The organism is Nonlabens sp. SCSIO 43208 (assembly GCF_050703575.1).
Taxonomy (GTDB): Bacteria; Bacteroidota; Bacteroidia; order Flavobacteriales; family Flavobacteriaceae; genus Nonlabens; species Nonlabens tegetincola.
Genome location: NZ_CP065365.1, coordinates 1,741,848 through 1,764,902, shown reverse-complemented (window position 1 = coordinate 1,764,902; position 23,055 = coordinate 1,741,848). Strand labels below are relative to the sequence as shown.

Annotated in this window: 24 protein-coding genes and 1 tRNA gene; 4 read left to right on the top strand and 21 right to left on the bottom strand. The window is 33.8% G+C overall.

Going from position 1 to position 23,055, the window contains the following annotated elements; genetic code table 11:
* Positions 1-32: 32 nt before the first annotated feature.
* From I5168_RS08080 to I5168_RS08070, 3 genes are all read left to right on the top strand, one after another.
* Positions 33-266, top strand: coding sequence for a hypothetical protein (locus tag I5168_RS08080; RefSeq protein WP_042280421.1), 234 nt, complete (start codon positions 33-35; stop codon positions 264-266).
* Positions 259-831, top strand: coding sequence for a phosphatase PAP2 family protein (locus I5168_RS08075; protein WP_431471450.1), 573 nt, complete (start codon positions 259-261; stop codon positions 829-831). Before I5168_RS08080 ends, I5168_RS08075 begins: the two co-directional genes overlap by 8 nt.
* Before the next feature lie 158 nt (positions 832-989).
* The gene (locus tag I5168_RS08070; RefSeq protein ID WP_431471449.1) at positions 990-1,385 is read left to right on the top strand and encodes a hypothetical protein; all 396 of its coding nucleotides are present in this window, start codon (positions 990-992) and stop codon (positions 1,383-1,385) included.
* A 479-nt stretch (positions 1,386-1,864) separates the two neighbouring features.
* On the opposite strand, the gene I5168_RS08065 is transcribed toward I5168_RS08070, so the two are convergent.
* The 11 genes from I5168_RS08065 to I5168_RS08015 all read right to left on the bottom strand — a co-directional run bounded on the left by I5168_RS08065 (position 1,865) and on the right by I5168_RS08015 (position 9,270).
* On the bottom strand, positions 1,865-2,140 hold the full coding sequence (locus I5168_RS08065) for a hypothetical protein (protein ID WP_431471448.1): 276 nt from the start codon (positions 2,138-2,140) through the stop codon (positions 1,865-1,867).
* Entirely contained in the window at positions 2,140-2,505 is a 366-nt protein-coding gene (locus I5168_RS08060) for a hypothetical protein (protein WP_431471447.1), read from the bottom strand. Before I5168_RS08060 ends, I5168_RS08065 begins: the two co-directional genes overlap by 1 nt.
* A gap of 329 nt (positions 2,506-2,834) precedes the next feature.
* Complete coding sequence (locus I5168_RS08055) at positions 2,835-3,257, bottom strand: hypothetical protein (RefSeq protein ID WP_431471446.1); 423 nt, start codon at positions 3,255-3,257, stop codon at positions 2,835-2,837.
* 22 nt (positions 3,258-3,279) lie between these two features.
* Positions 3,280-3,678 carry a hypothetical protein gene (locus tag I5168_RS08050; protein ID WP_431471445.1) on the bottom strand — a complete coding sequence of 133 codons (399 nt, stop codon included), beginning with the start codon at positions 3,676-3,678 and terminating at the stop codon, positions 3,280-3,282.
* 297 nt (positions 3,679-3,975) lie between these two features.
* Positions 3,976-4,161, bottom strand: a complete 186-nt coding sequence (locus I5168_RS08045; RefSeq protein ID WP_167342233.1) for a hypothetical protein — start codon at positions 4,159-4,161, stop codon at positions 3,976-3,978.
* A 569-nt stretch (positions 4,162-4,730) separates the two neighbouring features.
* Positions 4,731-5,237 carry a hypothetical protein gene (locus I5168_RS08040; protein WP_431471444.1) on the bottom strand — a complete coding sequence of 169 codons (507 nt, stop codon included), beginning with the start codon at positions 5,235-5,237 and terminating at the stop codon, positions 4,731-4,733.
* Between the two features lie 197 nt (positions 5,238-5,434).
* A complete protein-coding gene (locus tag I5168_RS08035) occupies positions 5,435-6,124 on the bottom strand; it encodes a hypothetical protein (protein ID WP_431471443.1) in 690 nt (229 codons plus the stop codon).
* Positions 6,125-6,134: 10 nt separating this feature from the next.
* Entirely contained in the window at positions 6,135-6,725 is a 591-nt protein-coding gene (locus I5168_RS08030) for a hypothetical protein (RefSeq protein ID WP_431471442.1), read from the bottom strand.
* A gap of 577 nt (positions 6,726-7,302) precedes the next feature.
* Positions 7,303-7,809, bottom strand: a complete 507-nt coding sequence (locus I5168_RS08025; RefSeq protein ID WP_431471441.1) for a hypothetical protein — start codon at positions 7,807-7,809, stop codon at positions 7,303-7,305.
* A gap of 7 nt (positions 7,810-7,816) precedes the next feature.
* Entirely contained in the window at positions 7,817-9,058 is a 1,242-nt protein-coding gene (locus tag I5168_RS08020) for an RHS repeat domain-containing protein (protein ID WP_431471440.1), read from the bottom strand.
* A 139-nt stretch (positions 9,059-9,197) separates the two neighbouring features.
* A tRNA-Met gene (locus I5168_RS08015) sits at positions 9,198-9,270 on the bottom strand.
* A gap of 211 nt (positions 9,271-9,481) precedes the next feature.
* Between I5168_RS08015 and I5168_RS08010 the strand changes: the two genes are divergently transcribed.
* On the top strand, positions 9,482-9,946 hold the full coding sequence (locus I5168_RS08010; RefSeq protein ID WP_060524530.1) for a ferritin-like domain-containing protein: 465 nt from the start codon (positions 9,482-9,484) through the stop codon (positions 9,944-9,946).
* A 59-nt stretch (positions 9,947-10,005) separates the two neighbouring features.
* Here I5168_RS08010 and I5168_RS08005 read toward each other — a convergent pair whose 3' ends face one another.
* From I5168_RS08005 to gldL, 10 genes are all read right to left on the bottom strand, one after another.
* Positions 10,006-10,719: a pirin family protein gene (locus I5168_RS08005; RefSeq protein ID WP_431471439.1), complete on the bottom strand. Its 714-nt coding sequence runs from the start codon at positions 10,717-10,719 to the stop codon at positions 10,006-10,008.
* Positions 10,720-10,738: 19 nt separating this feature from the next.
* Positions 10,739-10,918, bottom strand: a complete 180-nt coding sequence (locus tag I5168_RS08000; RefSeq protein WP_042277993.1) for a CPXCG motif-containing cysteine-rich protein — start codon at positions 10,916-10,918, stop codon at positions 10,739-10,741.
* Positions 10,915-12,279 (bottom strand): TolC family protein, encoded by a 1,365-nt coding sequence (locus I5168_RS07995; protein ID WP_338351148.1) that lies wholly within the window; start codon positions 12,277-12,279, stop codon positions 10,915-10,917. The genes I5168_RS08000 and I5168_RS07995 overlap by 4 nt, the downstream gene beginning before the upstream one ends.
* Positions 12,269-15,484, bottom strand: coding sequence for an efflux RND transporter permease subunit (locus tag I5168_RS07990; protein ID WP_431471438.1), 3,216 nt, complete (start codon positions 15,482-15,484; stop codon positions 12,269-12,271). The genes I5168_RS07995 and I5168_RS07990 overlap by 11 nt, the downstream gene beginning before the upstream one ends.
* A gap of 6 nt (positions 15,485-15,490) precedes the next feature.
* The gene (locus tag I5168_RS07985; protein ID WP_105019321.1) at positions 15,491-16,600 is read right to left on the bottom strand and encodes an efflux RND transporter periplasmic adaptor subunit; all 1,110 of its coding nucleotides are present in this window, start codon (positions 16,598-16,600) and stop codon (positions 15,491-15,493) included.
* A gap of 73 nt (positions 16,601-16,673) precedes the next feature.
* Complete coding sequence (locus I5168_RS07980; RefSeq protein ID WP_060524520.1) at positions 16,674-18,626, bottom strand: ABC-F family ATP-binding cassette domain-containing protein; 1,953 nt, start codon at positions 18,624-18,626, stop codon at positions 16,674-16,676.
* A gap of 101 nt (positions 18,627-18,727) precedes the next feature.
* Positions 18,728-19,759 carry an NAD(P)/FAD-dependent oxidoreductase gene (locus I5168_RS07975; protein WP_431471437.1) on the bottom strand — a complete coding sequence of 344 codons (1,032 nt, stop codon included), beginning with the start codon at positions 19,757-19,759 and terminating at the stop codon, positions 18,728-18,730.
* 79 nt (positions 19,760-19,838) lie between these two features.
* Positions 19,839-20,768, bottom strand: coding sequence for a gliding motility protein GldN (gene gldN, locus I5168_RS07970; protein ID WP_042277985.1), 930 nt, complete (start codon positions 20,766-20,768; stop codon positions 19,839-19,841).
* A 21-nt stretch (positions 20,769-20,789) separates the two neighbouring features.
* Positions 20,790-22,340 (bottom strand): gliding motility protein GldM, encoded by a 1,551-nt coding sequence (gene gldM / locus I5168_RS07965; RefSeq protein WP_431471436.1) that lies wholly within the window; start codon positions 22,338-22,340, stop codon positions 20,790-20,792.
* A gap of 42 nt (positions 22,341-22,382) precedes the next feature.
* Complete coding sequence (gene gldL, locus I5168_RS07960) at positions 22,383-23,036, bottom strand: gliding motility protein GldL (protein ID WP_042277982.1); 654 nt, start codon at positions 23,034-23,036, stop codon at positions 22,383-22,385.
* Positions 23,037-23,055 lie beyond the last annotated feature (19 nt).

The window sequence follows — 23,055 nt, the reverse complement described above, 5'->3', positions numbered from 1 at the left end:
AATTTGTTTCTTTGTAATCGAATATAAGCATTATGACAATACCTAGATTTCTTTTAGGAGATAACGCCAGTTATCCAGATGATATTTTTATTATACACACAGAATATCCCAGATTTATTATCAATTTAAAGGATGATAGTATCGAGTTTTTGGAAGAAATAAGTAAAGCTGATAAAGAGGATCTTGAAGAGGAAACTAAGAATTTAATTGAAGAAGCTTCTAGATTCTACGACGAACAGATGGAATTCTACGAAAACAATGAATGATATCAAACAAATAGATTGGGACCTTACGGTTATTCTTAATGATTGGGGAAATGATCAAGTTGATTTATTTTTTAATGTGGTCACCCATAAATTTTATGCTATACCATTGTACTTGGTCTTTTTGTACTTCCTTTATAAAAAAATGGGATGGCGCAATTTGCTTATTGCCCTAGTTACTATTGCGCTAGTTATAGCTGCTAGTGACCAGCTAGCTAACCTATTCAAAAAAACTCTAATTTTAAGGTTAAGACCTTTTAGAGAACCAGCTCTTGAAGGGTTAATTTCAAAGGTAGGTAAAAGCGGTGGCCGTTATGGGTTTTATAGTGGGCATGCGAGCAATGCCATGGCTGTGGCGGTTTATTTATGGTTCCAGTTCAAGAATCATTTCAAGTGGCTTGGTATTATTGCTCTTATTTGGGGTATACTAGTGGTATACAGCCGTGTGTACCTGGGCGTTCACTACCTAGGTGATGTATTAATGGGAGGTTTTATGGGATCACTTTTAGGGTATGCAGGCTATCATTTTGTACCATACGGTAAGGATGAAGTTCATCGAGAAAGTTGACAACTACAAGGTTTTCTTAATCTCTTGACATTCCGTTTTTTTTGAACTAATTTTAAGTGTTACTTTTGCAAAAAATTAAACATTTGTTTATTTTTTAACCTACCAAAATAATCTTTGATTAATTAAGTTGCTTTTTAGGCATTATTTTATTGGACAGAATGAAAGAAATAATCTACAAGGATTTAGGATATGCGGAACTTTACTGTTTTGAGAATTACATTATTTCTCAAGTAAAGGAAGGGACTATAATTTCTCCAGATAAAAATAAAGATCTGGATGAAGTCATACAAGAACACTATGGTAATAGACCTGTGGTTTATTTATCAAATAGAACGTTTGACTACAATGTAATGCCTACCACTTATTTAGAGTCTGCGATGATAGAAAATTTAATAGGTGTTGGTATTATCACTCAAACAGGTATTAACAAAAGAAATGCTGAATTTGAGAGTAGTTTTTTCAAAAAAGAATTTATCGTACTGGATTCACTTTTGGACGGTATTTTATGGGCAGAAAACCTAGTTAAAGAATATAGTATTAAAAAGCTGAAATAATTAAGGCATTCATTTTATCATAATGAAAGCTCCTGAGAAATCAGGAGCTTTTTTTTTATAGTGAATATGGTAAGATAAATGTGTAGCTAAGCGGAATACACTTAACAAGTCTCCTTAGGATTTTATAAATGAATGATGACGATAATAAGCAGGTTCTTTTTACTCTCAATGCTATTATTAAAGCAACTAACTATTTCGTAAAAATTATAGCTGTTGCCAACTTCCCTCCAGCTACAGCACTACTAGCCTAACAAATGCTAAAACCTAGAACGAACGCATAACAATAGACCATCTCAAGAGCTTAACTAAAGGCTCACTATTAAGTCAACTTATGTTCAAATTTTTGATGATGTGCAGCACAAAATTTAATATTACTGTAAGTAGGGATTTGAAAATTGCCAGTTTATTTTATAAACAACTTTCAATAAATTCAGCTAGTGTAACTTGTTGAGAATTTATATGAGTCGATAAAGTTCTTGTTATATACTTAAACTCTTTGAAGTCCCTTTTTTCAAATAAATAATAGGGGACTTACCATACAAGGAGTGTCCTCCTGACTTAATCAACATCATTTTCCTCTCAATATTATTGATAAAAATAGTTCCTCTTTCTTTATCATAATAATAGTAGATTTCATGATTATTAATATCTGCATCCAATCGAATTACAATATCATCATTATTCAATAGGTCAATATCTCGAGAATTAGTGTTGACTTGTAACAGTAACATTAAAGTGAAACATATATATTTCATTATTTTAAAATCATTTTAATAAAGAGTTCATTGGGAAGACTTTCAAAAGAAACAGCTTTTTCATTAGTTAATAGGAAATCTTTAACCTGAACGTGCTCAATATTAATTTTTGTAAATTTCTGAGACTTACTTTCAAACCTAGAGGATTTTATGACTAAATTATTTTCCTTTGGAAACCCAATTAGAAGTTCCTGATTTAGAGAATCGTAAGTGTAATAAACATTTATATTTTCAATGTTTTCTTTGTTTTCAATAATAACTTTAGAATTATATTGATTGGGGACAACTAGTTCAATTTCATGGTCCGAAGAATCCTTTTTATCCTTTTCACAACTACATAAACAAATGAAAAATAGGAACAACAAAGTGAAACGATAATGAATAAACAGATAATGTAGGGATTGTTTGATAACTAACTTAATTAAACAATTTTCGAAAAAGACTCTTATTTGTTTTTGGCTGTGGCTTTTGAAGTCTAAAATACGTTTTTCTTCTTATTTGATATTTACATTTCTTATAAATCATTGAATGATGATTTATATAAAGTACTCTTTTCAAATCTTATTTTATAACAACCCTATTTAACAGCTAAAAAACAAATGTGTTGCACTTATGGGTTGAACTTAGCTTATTATTAATGATTAACTAAAAGAAATCTTTCTGTCTATTTTAAAAAAGCAAGCATGCACTACACCTACAAGTCAGTATTATCAGTAGCCGCAACCTTTTCGTAATATAAATTTTTTTCTGAATCAATAATCAATTTAGAATCTAGAACAGATTTTTTTATTGGCAAATAGCTTGTAATAAGAGTATTACCAATAATATTTCTATTTAATTTTTCTGGAAATATTGTACCCGTATCTAGTAAAAATTCAGTTAAAATTAAATGATTGTCGTCAGAAATACTCCATTTATTTTGGTGCCTAAAAACCAGACTACTATCTTTTCTCCTATAAATCGATTGATAATAAGTTCCGCTTTTTTTTATTTTTAAACTATCAATATTAACATTATTATTAGACACATATGTTCCGACTAAATTATTAGGAACTACCTGTTGACAACCAATAGCAATAATTAGTAAAAGAATAATCATAATATTATTAGTTTTCATAAGAATTATTTTTAGAGTTGATTTAAAATAATGTTTTGATAAATGAAAAACATATGTTTGATACGTTGTACTGCCCGGAGGAGAACTGTTCTTCTTTATTTCCGTAACCGTAGTTATGATCACGACCTACAATCACGTTATTATACCCTTTATGTTCAAGTCCAAAAGGATAATAATTATTCTCTTCCTTGATCTCTGAGCTATCTACATTACCATTGTTGTTCATGTCCTGATAGGATAGTCTAATGTTATCAAGGTGACCCTTATATTGATAGACATACTTGTAATAAACTTGATCTACTTTTTCAACATACCCTTCTGCATGAGAGAAGAAATGTAACTGCTCACTACCACCTGAGGAACTCTTTTCATATATAAAAGCACCTGCGTAGGATGTTGTGCTGGTTAAGGTGTTGTTCACGTAGATTTGTTTTTGAAGCTTTGTTATCGTAGCATTATAAATATACTTAATTTACTTATCTTCCAAAAAATGTATTGATACTAGTAAGTTCAAATGATTATACTTGATGGTTTCTATTTTTTTAACCGAAACATCAGAACATCAATGTCCATTTACCGACATCGAATGAACTTTAAGTCGGACTAGCACCTAAAACGAAAAAGACATATGCATAAAAACCACTCCGAAGTGTGAGATTTTGATTATCTGATCTCAATATGTGTTTATATGAAAAAAAGCAGTGGCTTAATACATTTACTATTTTCTGTCTAGCGAGGCTATTGCTTTTTCAAATTGTTCTTTTTGCTCTTCTGGTACATTGACGTAACCTATAACCACATCTCCCAATACATACTCTAACCAATACAGGTTATTTCTATCTTTTCCAGAGTTTTTTATAGTATCCACTAGGGTAATACTTCTTGAAATTGCATATGTATTCACACCAATTGAATAAAGATTATCAGAGTTTAACCTCGATCCACTATAAATATCAGTTGAAACATAAATTGTTGATTTATTTTGGTATTCAAATCTATACTCGCAAAACCCATGGTTTTCTACTTTTTTTTTGATAAAACCTTTAGAAAGGTTTAATTCAATATACTTATAATTTTTTTCTTTTGAAAGACAGTTTTCAAAATTTAAAGTTTTTGAATTAAATAGAAGGCTCTTACTTGATGAACAGCTAGCAGATATTAGTAAAAGTAAGAGTACTATGTTTGTATATATACTTTTCATTTTTTAAAAACTTAATAATTTTGAGAAAAACGGTGTTTGGTAAAAAGTTGGATTTTTATTACTATCCAGAAGATTCGGACAGCCATTATAATTACGCCTTAACCTAAACCACTATATTTTAATACTGTTCCAACTTTGGAACATTTTTATCGTTTTAGTAAAGATTAGTACCAACTAGTACACTTACTAATTACTGTCTTTCAATAATTTAAACTCCTTTATTTAATTATGTATGTCCTAATTTGAGACACTACCGACATTACCTACCCTATCTAACGAAATATCTTTTTCTTAGCTATTAATTTTTGTCCTCTAGATAAAATATCATAAGCTCCAATAAAAGTTGGAGGGTTTACTATAATTTCATAATCATTACATTCCTCTTTAGTGATTTTAGAGTACCACATACATGAATCTAACTTTTTCCCCTTTTTGAGCAATAAATCATAGAAAGAATGTCTATTTTTATTTAAAGTAGAATCGTGCCAATAAAATAACCTGTTATTTCTTGAAATATAATTGTAATTGAATAACGAATCTGGGAGCACAACTTCTTTATTGTCCGAAGTCATAAAAATATAAGATTGTTTATTCCTTTTACTAATCTTGCTTATTTCAAAAACATAATTATCTTCCAATTCTTTACTAACACTTGGATCGTTCTCAAAATGGGTTATTATAATTTCATAAATATTTTCTTTTGAATCAATATCAATCGCATTACAGCAACTCAATAAAATAAATAGTATGTAAAGAAATATCACTTTTAAAATTCTCATCTTTTATTTAGTTTTTACGATTTCACCTTGCTTGTTATAATAATATCTGACACTACCATAAAGGACATAGCTAGTTACATTATGTTTATATTTAGTACTTAATATTTACGATACCTGTCCGTCCTTTAACATAACCTTTCCTTCCTTTTCCTCTTTGCGTGTTTCACCGAGTAGAACTCGGCGCTAGCGGAGAAACATTATTTGACTATACTTTCTATATTTATAATCTGTGATAAATTGATTTGACCTCTTGCTTCTATGTTTTTATTAATTGCTTTTAGTATGAAGAGATATACCTTATTACCTTTTTTAATAATAGATATTTCTAAAGAGTAGGTTTTAGAAAATGATTTATTTTCTACTAGTACAAAGGATTTTTTATCATTATTTAAAGACAAGCCTATCTCGTCTAAAACAGGTGTCTTTAGGTTAAAAACATAAGGTTTTTTGTATTCGATTTCAGCTTTTTCAAAATTAACACTTCTAATCTCAATCTTATTAATAAAAGTATCTGGATGATAATTATAAAAAAAATCAGATTTAAAAATACTTCCTTGACCATAATTAAATCGATCATAGGGGTCTTTATTTACTCTTGATATAATACTATCAAGCATAACATCTGAATCAATATCATATGATGATATTATTAAGCCATAATCAAAATTATTGATATTATAAATACTGTAAATAGAGCTATTTCTGTTTCTTTGTGATCTAACATGTTTTATATTTCCTGAATCTTTGTAAAAAAAAGATTTGTTAATTTCTGGCTGATCTACATTCTTGTTGTCATTAACCAAATCCAAAGCGCTAAAAATTCTATACCCAGCTATTACTAGAAGAATTCCACAAACAAAAATTGTGATTATTTGTTTTTTTGTCATGTAATATTCTTTAAAATGCAGGTATAGGAATACGAATAGTTGCCGCAGCACTCATCGCAGTTAAAGCGCCGATAAAACCAATGTAACCTGGTTTATATGTCCCTTTCAGCCCTGAAGTATAATTAGCACTTTTAATTACTAATGGAGGATTTCCTACAGCTCTAAAACCATCAAGCCCAAGTTCGTCTTGTTGTTCTTTGTTTCCGTAACCGTAGTTATGATCACGACCTACAATCACAGTATTATACCCTTTATGCTTCACTCCGAAGGGATAATAGTTATTCTCTTCTTTAATCATTAAACCGTCAGGACCTTTAGCATAGTTGAGTCTCACGTTACCAAGATGGTCTTTATATTGATAGAAATACTTGTAATAAACTTGATCTACTTTTTCAACATACCCTTCTGCATGAGAGAAGAAATGTAACTGCTCACTACCACCTGAGGAACTCTTTTCATATATAAAAGCACCTGCGTAGGATGTTGTGCTGGTTAAGGTGTTGTTCACGTAGATTTGTTTTTGAAGCTTTGTTCCCGTAGCATCATAAATATACTTAATTTGTTTATCATCCAAAAAGTGTATTGATACTGGTAAGTTCAAATGGTTGTACTTGATGGTTTCTATTTTTTTAACCGAAACATCAGAACATCAATGTCCATTTACCGACATCTAATGAACTTTAAGTCGAATTACCACCTAAAACGAAAAAAGCTCCTGATTTCTCAGAAGCTTTTGTTAGTAGCGAGGACTGGACTCGAACCAGCGACCTTCGGGTTATGAGTTTGATATCATGTCCAAAAATCTCCTTTTTCGCTATAAAAACAGCTATAATCGTGTACGGTATCGTGTACGCTTATTTGTTTTAAAAATATATAAAACAGTCGGTTTAATAATAAAAAAATCAGAGTTTTTTAAAATGAGCCGAAATCCTGATAGAAATCTTGGAGTTCAAATTCTAAATTTTTTCTACTACAATAAAAAATATCGACATATGATAACTTGGAAAAGATACCAATCTATCGCATAAAAAAACAGCAACTAACCACCGTTAATCGCTGTTTCTTTAAATCACTAAACTATTTATTTATCGCATTACAAATGCTAGTTCAATTCACACGCGTTGCAAACGCGCGCGACGTGGAAGGCAGGTATTGCGTTTCTAACGATTAATACCGCTTTATTCTAGGCGATTCGCGACCTGAATATTACCTTTTGAGTCTACCGAGTAGATAACAATATACGTAGGATGAGGAATTGAAATATCTTCTAAAGAACAATCTTTTTTTATTTTATAATCAAACCACGGACATGAATCTAATTTCCTTCCATAATTTAAAAGCGAATTGTAAAAATCATTACTATTTTGGTTAGTTAATGAATCTTCCCAATAATATATTCTATTTTTCGTTTTTTTGAAACTATAATCGAATAAAGAATCAGGTAAAACAACTTTAGCATTTTTCCACGTAGTAAAATAATAATAATTTCTTTTCTTTTCTTTTCTTTTAATTATTTCAATATCATTTATTCCTAAAGTTTGGAATTGATTGTGATTATTCCTTTCAAAATCATTAATTAAATGTTCATGAATAACTATATCTTTATTATGTGAATTTTTATTCCATGGAACACAAGATGATAAAAATAATACTGATAAAGCAATTAGTTTATTTTTTAAGATCATACTAGTTCTATTTTGATTTAATAACTTGACCATCAACATTATAATAATGTCTTGTTTCTTGATATAAAACATAACTTGGGATGTCATATTTGTAATCTTTTCTAAGAATTTTTAAAACGTCACCGTCTTTAGTCATACTTTTTTCCTTTATTTCATTAATAGATTTTGGATCTCGCAAATGAGTATGAAATCTCGCTTTTAAGTATCTGGGAGTGTTAATTCCGGCAAGATGCATGCTTATGTCTGTTGTTGTATTTACCATATTGGATTTAATTTTTAATGGTACGTATTCGTCTGTAGCCTTTGAAGTATAACCGCTTAGCCATATTTCAGATGTGCTTTCTGATGTTTTACTGGATCGAAGTTCATGTCCTGCAATTTCTTTATCAACATGCATAGAAACTGAATGAATGAAAGAGAGAATTTCTTTATCTTTTAGATCTGCAGTCACTTTATAAACGATATCATTGTCCTGAAAATTGTGACCGTCTTTTAATAGCCCTTTCTTAACGTTTCCAATTGAAACTTTGGCTTCGCCATTTTTTTTGTATTGAATTTCACCATCGATTGTTTCTAGGACTCTGTCCGTTCCGTCTTCTGTTTCTGTATTTTCGACTTTCCGTACTTCACCTGTTTCCTTATTAATAGTATAATCAGTTAATCCTGAAGGATCAATTCTCCAAATAGGACTGTTACTAACATAATGATAAGGGGTTAGATCGTAAGCAATTTCTGCTAAAAGATCTACGTTCATAAATCGTCCTAAAGCAGCATCATAATTTCTAGCATGGAAGTCCATCCATTCCAGACCAAGTTCATCTTGTTCTTCCTTATTTCCGTAACCGTACTTGTGGTCTCTGCCTGTAATTGTGTTATTGTAACCCTTATGCTTGAGCCCAAACGGATAATAATTATTTTCTTCCTGGATCTCTGAGCTATCTACATTACCATCGTTGTTCATGTCCTGATAGGATAATCTAATGTTCCCTAAGTGGTCCTTGTATTGATAGACATACTTGTAATATACTTGATCTACTTTTTCAACATACCCTTCTGCATGAGAGAAGAACTGTAACTGCTCACTACCACCTAGGGAACTCTTTTCATATATAAAAGCACCTGCGTAGGATGTTATACTTGTTAAGTTGTTGTTCACGTAGATTTGTTTTTGAAGCTTTGTTCCCGTAGCATCATAAATATACTTAATTTGTTTATCATCCAAAAAGTGTATTGATACTGGTAAGTTCAAATGATTATACTTGATGATTTCTATCTTTTTAACCGAAACATCAGAACATCAATGTCCATTTACCGACATCCAATGAACTTTAAGTTGAATTACCACCTAAAACGAAAAAAGCTCCTGATTTCTCAGGAGCTTTTGTTAGTAGCGAGGACTGGACTCGAACCAGCGACCTTCGGGTTATGAGCCCGACGAGCTACCTACTGCTCTACCTCGCGATCTCAACAAACTAAGTTAAACACTCTGTCATAACTCAGAAACAAAGTTTGTTTCATTTGGGATGGCAAATATACAACCCTTTTTCACTTCTAACCAAATATTTTGGATAGAATCTTTCATAATAAAATATAACAGTTGTTAAAAGATTTTCAATTGATTGAATTTTAAGAACATGCTCTATTATTCTATGTAAATTCAAAATAAAAAATTATGAGCAATACAGTAAAAACAGAAAATTATCTGAATAATCTAATAGAAAAAAGTTACGACGCGCAACATGGTTATGAAAATGCTGCCGAAGTTGTAGATAATGTCCAATTAAAAAAATGGTTCATTTCTCAAGCACAACGAAGAACTGAATATGCAGGTGCTTTAATTAATGAGATGAATAATGTAAATGGTGAGGCTCATCTATCAGGATCCTTTACTGGTGACATGCATCGCAGTTGGACTAATTTAAAAGCAGCTCTTTCTTCTAACAAAGAAGAAACTATACTAGAGGAATGTTTAAGAGGTGAAAAAGCAACCATCGAAGAATATGAAAATGTGCTCGAACATAAGGGTGAATTGCCTCCTACCATAGTGAGTATCTTACAAGCTCAGAAGGATGAAGTTCAATCTACTGTAAATACAGTGAAACGATTGGAAGACATCGCCGATGATTTAGACAGGTAATATGTAATGATAGAAATAAAAAGGCTGCCGCTATCGGCAGCCTTTTTTCATTTACTATTTTAAAACTTCAACGGAACTTCCATAAATAAAGCTTCACTATCCTGAGTAATATTAAAATCAAAAGATGAAGTCTGGTATATACCGATACCATCTCTTGTTGATAATTGTTCGCCATCTATTGTTATAGATCCTTTAATTAAAAAAATATACAGACCGTTTGTTTCATCTTTAAATTTATAAGTAAGGTGGCTGTCCTTTGTGGTTTGAATCATATGCCACCAACTGTTTTGATGTACCCAAACACCATCATCCTCTGGATTAGGTGATAGAATTTGGTAGAGTTCGTTCTCAACTGCGATTTCACTTATCGCGACTTCATCATACCTAGGCGTTACATTCTGTTTATTGGGAATCATCCATATTTGCAATAGCTTGAGTTCCTCATTTTCATTTTTATTGTACTCGCTGTGCTGCACACCTGTTCCTGCGCTCATTACTTGTACCTTGCCCTTTTCTATGACAGCGGTATTTCCCATACTATCCTTATGTTCCAGAGCACCTTCCAAAGGAATGGTAACAATTTCCATATTATCATGTGGATGAGTAGGAAATCCTGCTCCACCTGCAATTCTATCGTCGTTTAAAACCCGTAAAACGCCAAAGCTCATTCTATCCGGATTATAATACCTACCAAAACTAAAAGTGTGTCTGGCATCTAACCAACCAAAGTTAGCAGCTCCTCTAGTTTCCGCTCTATGTATAACTGTTTTCATTTTTTTTATTACAAGTTAATCATTGACCTAATTCTGTAGCGTTAAAGCTTTCTAAACTACCGTTTTCAAATACCACCTTAATCTCTATAGGATTGCAGCACACTTCACAGTCTTCTACATAAGTTTGTGAATAGGCTGGATCTAGTAACATCGAAATTTCTTGCCAACAATGCGGACACATAAAAAAATGCTCTATCATAACTCCACATTTAATAATTGTCCTGTGAGTTGTAGTAATTGTAACTCGGCAAGTTTGGCATCGTACTTAGCAAGGTTTTTTGTTGTTTGAGCGTTTAACAAGTTTACCTGAGCCTGTCTAAATTCTACCGACGATACTTGACCTAATTTATAACGCTCTTCAGTTCTGGTAAAGTTGTTTTGATTAGTAATCAAGTTTTGCTCCTGCATTTGATAAATTCGTAAAGCGTTGTTGTAATTACCACGAGCATTTGCGATATCTCTCTTTACCTCGTCGCCTATTTGTTTTTTAAGCAGTTCTTCATTCTTGAATCGAATTTGCGCATTTCGATAATTAGTGATTGATGTACCACCGTCAAAAATATCCCATGTAAGATTTGCACCCAACTGCAATGAAGTACTTAAATTGGTAGTGCTAGGGAAAAATGCACTAGCTGGGTTGTCAGTTTGATTCCAACCGTAAGAACCTGTTAGACCTATTCGAGGTAACATAAGCGACCTTGCTGTTTTAATATCGTATTCACTTACAGTCACGTTGCGATCGGCTTGTAATAAACGTACGTTGTTCTCACTAGCCTTTTCAATAAACGATACGATCTCGAGCTCATTGAGTAATGTTACGGTTGTATCGACTGCAAACGACGTTTCTATATCACGTTGCATGATCAAGTTTAAATCTCGTTTTGCATTACGTAATTGTTGTTGAGCATTTAGCAAGTTAATGCTGTCGGTATTAATATCTACTCTAGCATTAAGAACCTCAAGTTTGTTTACTTGTCCATAATCAAACTGGTACTGCGCTCTTTGCTCTCGCTTTAAGGATATATCCAGTGCCTGTTCTAGTACTTGTACGTTTTCTCTAATACGTGCTACCTCTAAATAGACAGACATCAATTGCAAGGCATTTGTTTCTATGGTTTGTCTAGCTTGTAATTCAGATAAGTTATATAATTCTTTTAAACGCTTGTAGTTGTACAACCTACCTAAACCATCAAACAAAGTGTAATTGACATTGATAGCAGCATTGTAGCGTCTCGTTTCAGCATCCTGAATGTTTACATTATCCCTTACCGATCCATCTTGATTTAAGGCGCCGCCAAAGTCCACTTCGGTATCCGTTTGTTCATAATTGGCGCCTGCTGTTCCATTAACGGTAGGCAAGTATCCAGAATTCAGAATCCCTTTATTATTTTCAGCAATGAGTTTTTGATTTTCAGCAATTCTAACTCCATAATTATTTTCTAGCATTTGTGCGATTGCCTCTTGCTTGGTCAACAAGCTCGCTGGTGACTGTTGTGAGTACGCTTTCGCGAAAGCGTAGAAACAAAAAGCCATTAAGATAAACCTACTTTTATTCTTCATAATCCACTGTGCTATCTTGTTCTTTTTTTATCGGTGTCACTTCCTTAGGAGCTAAAGATTCACCTTTTATAAGCCAGCGCATAGCGAGCTTACTACGATTTCCGAAACTTAAAAATAACGGTAACAACAATAAGGTTAAAATCGTGGCTAAACCTATCCCGTAAGATATTGAAATCGCCATGGGTTTAAGAAATTGCGCCTGTCGGCTAGTTTCTAACAGTAAGGGTGCAAGACCAGCAATGGTAGTTATAGAGGTTAAAAATATGGCTCTAAAACGTGATTTTCCTGCCTCATAAAGGGCGTCATCAAAATCTAGTCCTTCCTTAATGTAATTATTGAACTTACCGATGAGCACAAGACCGTCGTTTACCATAATTCCTATTAATGCGATAATACCTAGCATCGATAAAATATTCACAGGAAAACCATGAATCCAGTGTCCCCAACCTACTGCCACCAGACTAAAAGGAATAAGTAATAATAGCATGATAGGTTGTGTCCAACTTCTAAAGGTAAACGCGATTACTATATAAATTAATAATAAAATTATAGGCATTACAGCGCCAGCACTGGAACTAATCTTTTGTGCCTCGCGTGCCTGTCCATTTAAATAGTTAGGTGATATGGTCGGGTACTTGGTCTGTAATTCTGGAATAATGTTTTCTTGAATGTCTGTAAGGATATCTGTGGCGCTTTGATTAGGATCCTTTAAATCGGCAGAAACTTGGATTTCCCTACGACCGTCAAGGTGATTAATGACAACATCGCCTCGTTCAATTGTGTATTCTGCAATATCTCTAAGAGGTACACGATCTCCAGCTGGCGTTACTATTCTCAATTCATCTAGGTCAGTAATACTGCTTCGGTTTTCACGATCGTAGCGCACCCATACTTTAATCTCGTCTTGACCTCGTTGAAATCGTTGTGCCTCGCGACCGAAAAAAGCAGCTCTTACTTGAGTCATAATACTTCGTGTATTAAGACCTAGCGCATAAGCATTTTGTTTTAAGTTAAGTCGTATTTCTTTTATTCCAGCAGGATCGTTATCTGTAACATCCTTGAGCAACGGATTGCTTATTAAAATTTCCTTCAATTCCTCAGTCGCAGATTTCAATTCCTGAATATCATTACTCAATAAAGAAACTGAAACAGGACTACCTCCAAAGTTACCACCTGATCCAAAGACCAGTCTTTCAGCACCTGGAACATCTCCTACTAGTTCCCTTAATCGGTTGGAAACAATATTGGAGTTGAGAGATTCTGGTCTAGTTTCACCAGGCAATAGGTTTATCGTTAATCCAGCAGAAGAAGATGAGGTTTGTGTTTTTATGATGTTTTCAAACAACATAATGCTATCACCATAAACATCATCGGTTAGGTATTCCTCGGTTAATTCTTGATTTACAATTTGCGCTTTTTGTTCGATATGTGAAATAATAGAATCTGTAATTGCAGTGGCTGTTCCATTAGGCATTTCCAGTTCTACACTTACTCTATCGCTGGCAATTCTAGGAAATAAAGTTACTCCAATAACTCCACCGCCTATACTTCCTAAAGTGAGTAAAATAGCCGCTAAGAAAAAACTAAAAGTCAAAAACTTATTGCGTAGGGTAAATCGTAAAGCAGGCGCGTAAAGTTTATCTCGCATCCACGCCATGGACCTATCGCCGTAGTCGTTAATTCCTCTCATTTTTTTGAAGAATTGTCCTAATTTACTTTTAGGATCCTTAGGTTTTTCTGCCAGCGCTTTGGAATGTGCCAGGTGAGCTGGTAAAATGATCAATGCCTCAACTAGAGACACCAGTAATGTCAACATAACAATAACGGAAACCTCACTGAAAAATTCACCTATTCTACTATCTAAAAATAAAAAGGAAGAAAAGGCTAGTATCGTTGTTGTAATCGCACTCAAAATAGGTGGAATCACTTCTAGTGTTCCATCAACGGCAGCTTTTATGGCACTTTTACCATTCTCGTAATGCTGATAGATATTTTCGGCAATCACAATTCCATCGTCCACCAATATACCTATCACGATTATCATCCCAAACAAGGAAAGCACATTAATGGTGACATCAAACTGCCCTGCAAACATGAACATTCCTAAAAAAGCTACTGGTAGTCCAAAAGCTACCCAAAAAGCCAATCTTACATTTAAAAAAATCGATAGAAATATCAAGACTAAAATCATCCCTACAACAGCATTTTCTGCCAGTAATGCTGTTCTTTGATTTAAGGTAATTGATTGATCACTCACTACGTTTAACTGTACATTTGAAGAACGTTGATTAAATACTTCAATGTATTCTTTAACCTTATCGGCACTATCAATTAAATCTTCAGAATTAGTACTGGTAATGGTAACATTTACTGCAAGTTCATTATTAAAGTAGGATGCATTTGGTGTTTCAGAGAAACGGTCTCGCACAGTAGCTACATCGCTTAATCTTAAAGTAGTACCATCACTATTAGTACGTACAGGAATAAAGTTAAGCTCAGTCCCGTAATAGTTACGGCTGTTTGCCCTAATTAGATACTCCTCAACATCGGTTTTAATATTTCCACCGGTAACCAGTAAATTACTACTAGCAACAGCATCTGCAACCTCTTGAAAGCTTAAATTATAAGCCAACAGAGTATTTTCATTAACAGCAATTTCAATTTCCTCGGCTGGATAACCTGCAATATTAACTTGAGAAATACCGTCTATTCCTCTAAGATCATTTTCAATATCACGAGCTATTGTTTTAAGCGTTTTTAAAGGTATATTCTTACCGCTTACAGCAAAAGATATAGTAGGTCGAGCATTTTCTTGTTTGGCTACTACTAGCGGCTCCATTCCTGTGGGAAATGATGGAACTCTATCTACTGCATTTTTAACCTCGAGCAGCATAAAGTCGATATCGTAACCTTTTATTATTTCTACCGTAATAGTTCCTGCATTCTCTCGTGATGCACTAGTAACCCTATCTACACCTTCAATACCCTTTAAATTATCTTCAATTTTTAAAACAACTCCTTCTTCTATTTCTTGAGGTGAAGCTCCTGGGTAGACCACATTAATGGTAATAATTTTTGAGTCTACTAGTGGAAAAAAGGAAGAATTAAGAGATAAAGCACCTATGATACCAAACACTAAAAATGCAAAGATCATCACATTAACTGCGATGTGATGTTCTATAAAATAACTGATGATTTTTTTCATGTCTCCTTACTCCTCTTCTGGTTTTACAAGCATGCCTTCATAAGCACCAGGTAAAGATTTTGAAATGATAACAGTATTATCAGGAACGTCCTTTATTACAGCTGTTTTATCACTAAAATAGACTGGATTCACTTCCATAAGTTTAAGCACACTATCTTGAACAGTAAATAACGCCTTATCATTTTGTAATAGAGACCTACTAATTTCAATTGCCTGATCAATTTTCTCGGCTTCTAATTGAGCTTGAACAAACATTCCTTCTTTCAAATCCGCATCACTTACTTCAATTATAGCGTCAATAGTTTGACTAGCTTGATCGATTTTAGCATTTATTCTAGTAATAGTACCTGTATAGGTTTTAGTCCTTGTAACATTTTCAAGAACTACCTTTTCCCCAACTTTTAGCAAGTCAGCAAATTCACTACTTACCGCTACCGGTAGTTCATAGGTTCCTGATTTAATAAATTCACCTAGTAGTTGTCCATTGCGCACTAGTGTACCTTCGGTAACATTAGCCTCGGTCAAAGTTCCTGTAAAAGGAGCTCTTATGCGGTATTTACCTAATCGTTGCTCTAAGTTTTTAATGTTGTAATAGGTAGTATAAATATTACGACCGGTTATGTAATATTTTTCCTTATCTGATTTTGGCTCTGGTAATGCTGCTGTGGCTGCGTTAATATTCCAATTATTAAGATAATCCTGCCACTGCTGGAACGACTCGGGATAATCAAGTCGTAAATCTGGCATGAGCGCGGTAATTTGATTATTCAAACTACTACGCAAGCTTTGAACCTGAGCGTAAAATTCGGTATTGTCTATAAGGATAATAGTCTCTCCAGCTTTATACTCCTGTCCTGTTCTAAAGAGCTTATTTACAGGTTTAAACACACCAGAAACTTCGGCATATAATTCAATTCTGTCCTTCGCTTGTAAATTACCTTGTGCAGGAATAATAATAGGTACAGTAGTATTTTTTACTGTATCAACTTGAACAATCTTGACCTCTTTCTTGATCTTAGGTTTTGGTTTCTTTTTGCTATTAAAAATAGAATAAGCACCATAGGCTGCACCAAGAATAATAAGCAAGCCTAGAACAATACGTAAAGCAGTTCGCATGTATATACAAATATTAAAGTAGTGCCAAAACTACAATAATATCATACTGCTGCGGTTAAGGAAAACTTAAAGACTAGGAAAAGGATTCAATTTCCTCGTATAGGGATTCCCATTTTTGATTCCAGTCTTTTAATTCTGTTTTAAGAGCTTGGTAGGAATCAAAAAATTTAGGGTCGGCAACGGTTTGATCATAATTCACTTGTAATTCTAGATCAATCTCTTTGATCTCCTTTTCTAATCGGTTTATGTTAGATTCTGCTTTTGATAAACGATTGTTGAGCGATTTCAATTTTTTTTGATCCTCGTAACTTAATTTTTTTTCAGGTTGTGATTCTTCTTGCTTTCGCGAAAGCGTACCACTTACCTCTTTATCGTTCTTACTATCCTTTGAGACTTTTTCAATCTCTCGCATATCCATAGCCTTGCGTTGCTCTAGATAATAATCAATATCGCCTAAATGCACCTGAAGTTTGTGATCTCTAAACTCATACACCAATTCAGTAAGCCCTTGTAAAAATTCTCTATCGTGAGAAACGACTATTAATGTACCATCGTAGTTAAGTAGGGCTTTTTTCAATACATTTTTTGACTGTATATCTAGGTGGTTTGTAGGCTCATCCATAATCAGAACGTTAAATGGCTGTAGCAATAATTTACAAAGTGCCAGCCTATTGCGTTCTCCACCACTTAATACCTTGACCTTCTTTTCCACTTCATCTCCTCTAAAAAGGAAACTTCCTAACATGTCTCTTACTTTGACACGATTAGTATCGTCTGCAGCATCTAGCATGGTATCTAAAATGGTTTTTTCACCGTCTAGATATTCTGCCTGATTTTGCGCAAAATAACCCAATTGAACGTTGTGTCCTAAATTCACATTCCCTTGAGCATCATTAATATCACCTACAATAATTTTTGCGAGTGTAGATTTTCCCATTCCGTTTTGACCTACAAACGCTACTCGTTTACCTCTTTCAAGCAGTAAGTTTACATTCCTCAATACCGTTTTGGCACCATAGTTTTTTGAAACATCCTCTAGCTCCAGAACTACTTTACCAGGTTGTACTGATGCCGCAAAACGAATATTCATAGCTGCGTTATCCTCTTGCTCAATCTCGACCACATCCATGCGGTCCAATTTTTTTATAAGTGACTGTGCCATGGTCGCTTTGCTTGCTTTGGCTCTAAATTTTTCAATCAGCTTTTCAGTACGTTCAATTTCCTTTTGTTGGTTTTTGAATGTTGCCTCTTGTTGTTCTCTAATTTCAGCTCGCAGTTCTAGAAATTTGGTATAAGGCTTTGGATAATCATAAATACGACCTAGACTGATTTCTATAGTACGGTTGGTAACATTGTCCAAAAACATCTTGTCGTGACTTACAATCATTACAGCTCCTGGATAATTTTGCAAAAATTGCTCTAACCAAAGTATAGATTCGATATCCAGGTGGTTAGTAGGTTCATCCAGAAGCAGGATATCATGATTTTCTAATAATAATTTTGCTAGCTCAATACGCATGCGCCAGCCACCTGAAAGTTCATCAGTTAGTTTATTAAATTGTTCTGGTTGAAAACCTAATCCTTTTAAAATCTTTTCAGTTTCTCCCTTATAATGATATCCGCCAATAATTTCATACTCATGAGTTAAATCACTCAAATCGATCATGAGTTGATTGTAACCTTCACTTTCATAATCGGTTCGTGTGGCAAGTTGCTCATTAATGTTTTCTAACTGAGCTTCTATTTGTATCGCTTTCGCGAAAGCGGTATAAGCCTCTTCAAGAACTGTTCTTCCCTGTACGAAATCAATATCCTGTCTTAAGAAACCTATACTGGTACCTTTTTCCATAGCTACCTGACCTTCGTCGTACTCTAGGTCACCAGCTACAACTTTGAGTAAGGTAGATTTACCAGCACCATTTTTACCAATAAGTCCAACTCGTTGACCAGCGTTTAAACGAAAAGTGATTTCTTGAAAAAGTGTCTCACCACCAAATGAAACGTGTAAATTATGAATGTTTAACATGTAAGTATTCTATGGATGCAAAGATGCGTAACTACCAGTAAACCTTAAAACTTTGGCAGTTAAAAGCTACATATTTATTTAAATGGAAAATGAACAATTATTTACCTAAATCTTTGAATATCGATTTCTAGATGTAAGGATGAGTTTTTAAAAATACTATTATGGAGTTGTTCACTAGCCCAAGGAGCAATCAACACTGCCCTACTACCCATTCCATTAAAGACATAATGATTTTTAAGATTAGGATGCGCTCCTAAAAAAGGTCTCCTATCAACCGTTGTTGGTCTAATTCCCCATTTATATTCAACAATCTCATAAGGTACCGTGAGAATTTTTTCCAAACGAGAGGAAAGAAATTGCGCACCTGCGTGGGAAATATTATCAGAGAGATCATGCCTATTGTACGTGGCTCCTACCCAAAACATATCGTCCTTGTAAGGCATAATAAAAACACCTGCCTTGATAATAGCATTAAGTTTTAAATCAGGTGCTTTTATAAGCATGATTTCTCCTTTATTACCTTGTAAGGGTAAATAATTAAATTTTGCATTATCCTTTATGGCATAACCTTCTGCATAAATTACATGATCAAACACTTCTGTATTAAAAATCACAGATTGATTATCAAAAGAAAGACCGTCGTCATTACCTGCATGGAAACTATCTAAATTTTTAAAGAATTCATAGGATTTTGACATGAAGGTAAGTGTGTCTAACCAACCTGTTTGAGTAACCTCTCCATAACCAAAAGGTGCATTAATTCCATCAATTTTTAAAGAAGAAATAGAACCTTTCATAAAAGGTTTTAATTCGGGTTTTTCAGATTTTGCAACCCAAGTTTTCTGTTCATTATTGTCATGTAATCTTCTTAAGATTTTATAGGGATGAAGTAATTTACAGTCTAATTGCTTTTCTATTTTTTGGTAAAAAGGCAACATATACTCAAGCTGTTCCTGCGCTTTCCATACACTAGTAAACCTTTTTAAAATAGTTGGATTATAGACGCCAGCTGCAACTGCACTTGATCCTTTTTTTTGATCCGTAACTAAGGTGAATGATTTATCATTAAAGTACCATTGCCAGGCAAGAGTACAACCTGAGATTCCACCACCAATAATTAAAGTGTCTTTCATATAAAAAGATGAACAACAAATTTACGTCAAAAAAAAACCTCGCTTTACAGCGAGGTTTTATAAATTTAATTATGTGGTTTTAGTAATTCCACATGTCTAATTCGAAATTTCTAATTATTTCGTTTAATCTTCTAGATTCTAATAACTGCATTAAAGAGTTATCTGCAATGTAACGTTCGATTTCACGATCACCTTGAACATTGTCCATTTTATAGATTAACGCATTAAATCTGCGTGAATTTAAAATATGATCAAATGAAATAGGACGCGCACTGTTAAGTGTATTAAATGCTTTAGCCTCATGAAGTAGTTGACGAGCATCTGGATAGTAAACCCAGAATAATTCAACACCTTCATCAGAGTCCATAAAGTTAGCATCTGGAGTAACAGGACATATACCGATTAAACGATAACGTAATTCAGATTGACGAGCATCGAAATACCATACACCACGTATTCTGTATTCTTTCACATTGTCTGCACCAACAGTTACTACATTGACATACTGATCAAAACCAGGGATGTTGTAAGTAGTATCTACATCTAGAGGTCTTACTCCTTCTTCAAGAATAATACCTTCATCATTAAGGATGTTGATACCAGCTTCAGAAATTGTTTGACTGCTCAATGAGTTTTCTATATCAGCATATTCTCTTTTCTCATTGAAATAAGAATCAGCATATAAAGGTAGATCTCCTTTTATAGCAGCATCAGTTAATACATGAAATAAAGAACGACGGTCTTTACCTACTCTAATAGTGTCTACAGGATAATAAAGAGGAAAATTAATACGCTCATCAAGATCTATGGTTTCCCATACAGTTCTTTGCCATAACACATCACGTTGTTCCACATATCCATAAGGTAACGGTGTATCGTTATTATTTTCAACCTGTTCTTCCGTCAATTTCCCAAATTCCTCTGGACTTTTGGCATTGAGAATATTGTTTTGAGCAACCGCAGTTCCTGTAAAGGCTACAGCAGCTATTAAAACGATTATCTTCTTCATTATTGAGATACTATTAATTTATTAGTTTGTAAGTTCAACTGCTACACTTGATACACCTGGAAGATTTACCTTAACTCCAGGAATAGCAGCTTTAATTTTAGCAAATTGAACGATATCACCCTTACGAGCTCTATTTAAAGCACTTTTTGCAGCACTATTTAATCTATTACCACTTACTGGTATAGATGGCTGACCAGGCACTTTAAAGCTAAAGCTTGTAACTCTAGGCTTTAATTCAAAGTCAAAGTTTAAGAACTTAGCGTCAACTTCAGATATAGCAAGCTGTTGACGTCCTTTTTTAACATCGTCGTATTCACCTGCTACCATACCTGTAGGTCTTGGTAAGTTTTTGATACGGAAAGTTTTAGAATCAGAAACTGTTTCGCCAGAAGCAAGAGTAGCTGAAACGTTTATCTTAACTTCTTTACCAGCGCCAGGACTCATTATATAACTTGATCCTCCTTTGGAAACAAGTCCCGGAGCATTAGCTCTAACATTATTATTTGGTACTCCGGCAAATGTAATCGTCATTGGATTGTCAACTCCACGATATACTACATTCATTTTATCAGCAGAGATAGTAGCTGAATTAGGTTTTGGAATTACCGCATATTCTCCTTTAATTGGTATAACGATAGTTGAATCACCTTCTACGAACTGCATTTCACCAGTAATTTCTTTTTCACCTACACCAGATCCTGCAAAGTCGATTGGAATTTGACCATTTTTGATTTCATCCTTAGAAAGTTCCCTTCCATTAATTATAACTTTGTTAGGAACAGTAGTATCGTCATAACGACCTAATACTACCTTACCAGTTATCTTTTCTCCATTAAAGAAAGCGTTTTTATCTAAGCTCACTATTGCTTCATAGTTATTAGCTGAAGCAATTTGGATAAGCTCACCTTGTAATAATTTTGAAGTTACCTTAGATTGAATATTACGAATTTCATTTTGTAATAAAGTCAGTTTAGTCCTTGACGCAATCAACGGGTAACCTTCATAATGATAATTAAGATACTTAACTTCTATACCATCCTTGTTTTTAACAGGATCAGTATTGAAAGTCTTATCCAATTCTGCAAAGATTTCTTCATAACCTTCTTCTCCTAAAGCATCTTTCATATCAGAACGATACTTTGTCATATTATCTAAGAACGCTTGACCTTCTTTGGTATAATTATCACCGTTAAACCATTTCTCATTTAGATAATCAGATTTATCCTGAGTTTCATACTCGTTTGGAGCTATTCCTTCTCCTAAAGAGCCTATAAGACCAGCTTTAACACTTTCAAGATATTCATAGTACTCATTAGTAACAGCATCAACTTCCTGAGCTTGAGCCGCTACAGCCTCATACTGTTTAGCATTCTCTTTTGATTTACGTTGAAGTTCTTCTAAAGCAACTTTATTAGTTTCAGCTAATGCAACATTACTAGATTGAAGATTTTCATTAATCAGACCGAATGCCGATAATACTTCCTTACTCATATTAAGAGCAAGCATCGCGATGAAAACCAGATACATCAGGTTAATCATCTTCTGTCTTGGGGACTGTTTTCCTCCTGCCATAACTTTTTAATTAGTTGTAGTTAAATTAATTAAGCGAACTAATTATGCTTTCATTGCTCCAAGCATGTTACCATACACACTGTTCAATGAAGATAAGTTATTAGCTAGTCCAGCCATTTGCTCCTGAAGTTTAGTAGCGTTTTCAGCGATTGCTTGATTAGCTTCAGCTTGCTTAGCACCGCTCTCTACCTGTACTTTGTAAAGACTGTTTAAAGATTCCATTTGAGCAGCTGCAAGTGCCATTTCCTCAGAATACTTTTTAGTAGAAGTCATAGCCTCAGTAGTTGGCTTAATACCTTCTGCTGCACCTTTAAAGCTACGGATGCTGTCTCCTAAACTAGACATTAGCTCAGAGTCAAGTTTAGCCTCCTTAAGCATTTCATCTAATTTTTTTGATAAAAGACCTTCTGCATCTTTAGGCTCTTCTACTTTTTTCTTTTTACCACCAACTGCTTGACCACCAGCTAATTCTGGGTAAACAAGTGACCAATCTAGTTCATCTTCTACCGGTTCAAAAGCAGAAATCGCGAAAATTACAGCTTCCGTAATCAGACCTATCATAAGTAGATTATTTCCAGAAAAACCGTATCCAAAATCCCAGTGAAGAATTTTAAATAATGCTCCTACAATTACTACAGCGGCTCCTAGACCGTAAGCCATGTTAAAAATTTTCTTAGTTGTTTTAGACTGTGCCATTTTTAAATAAGTGTTTAGT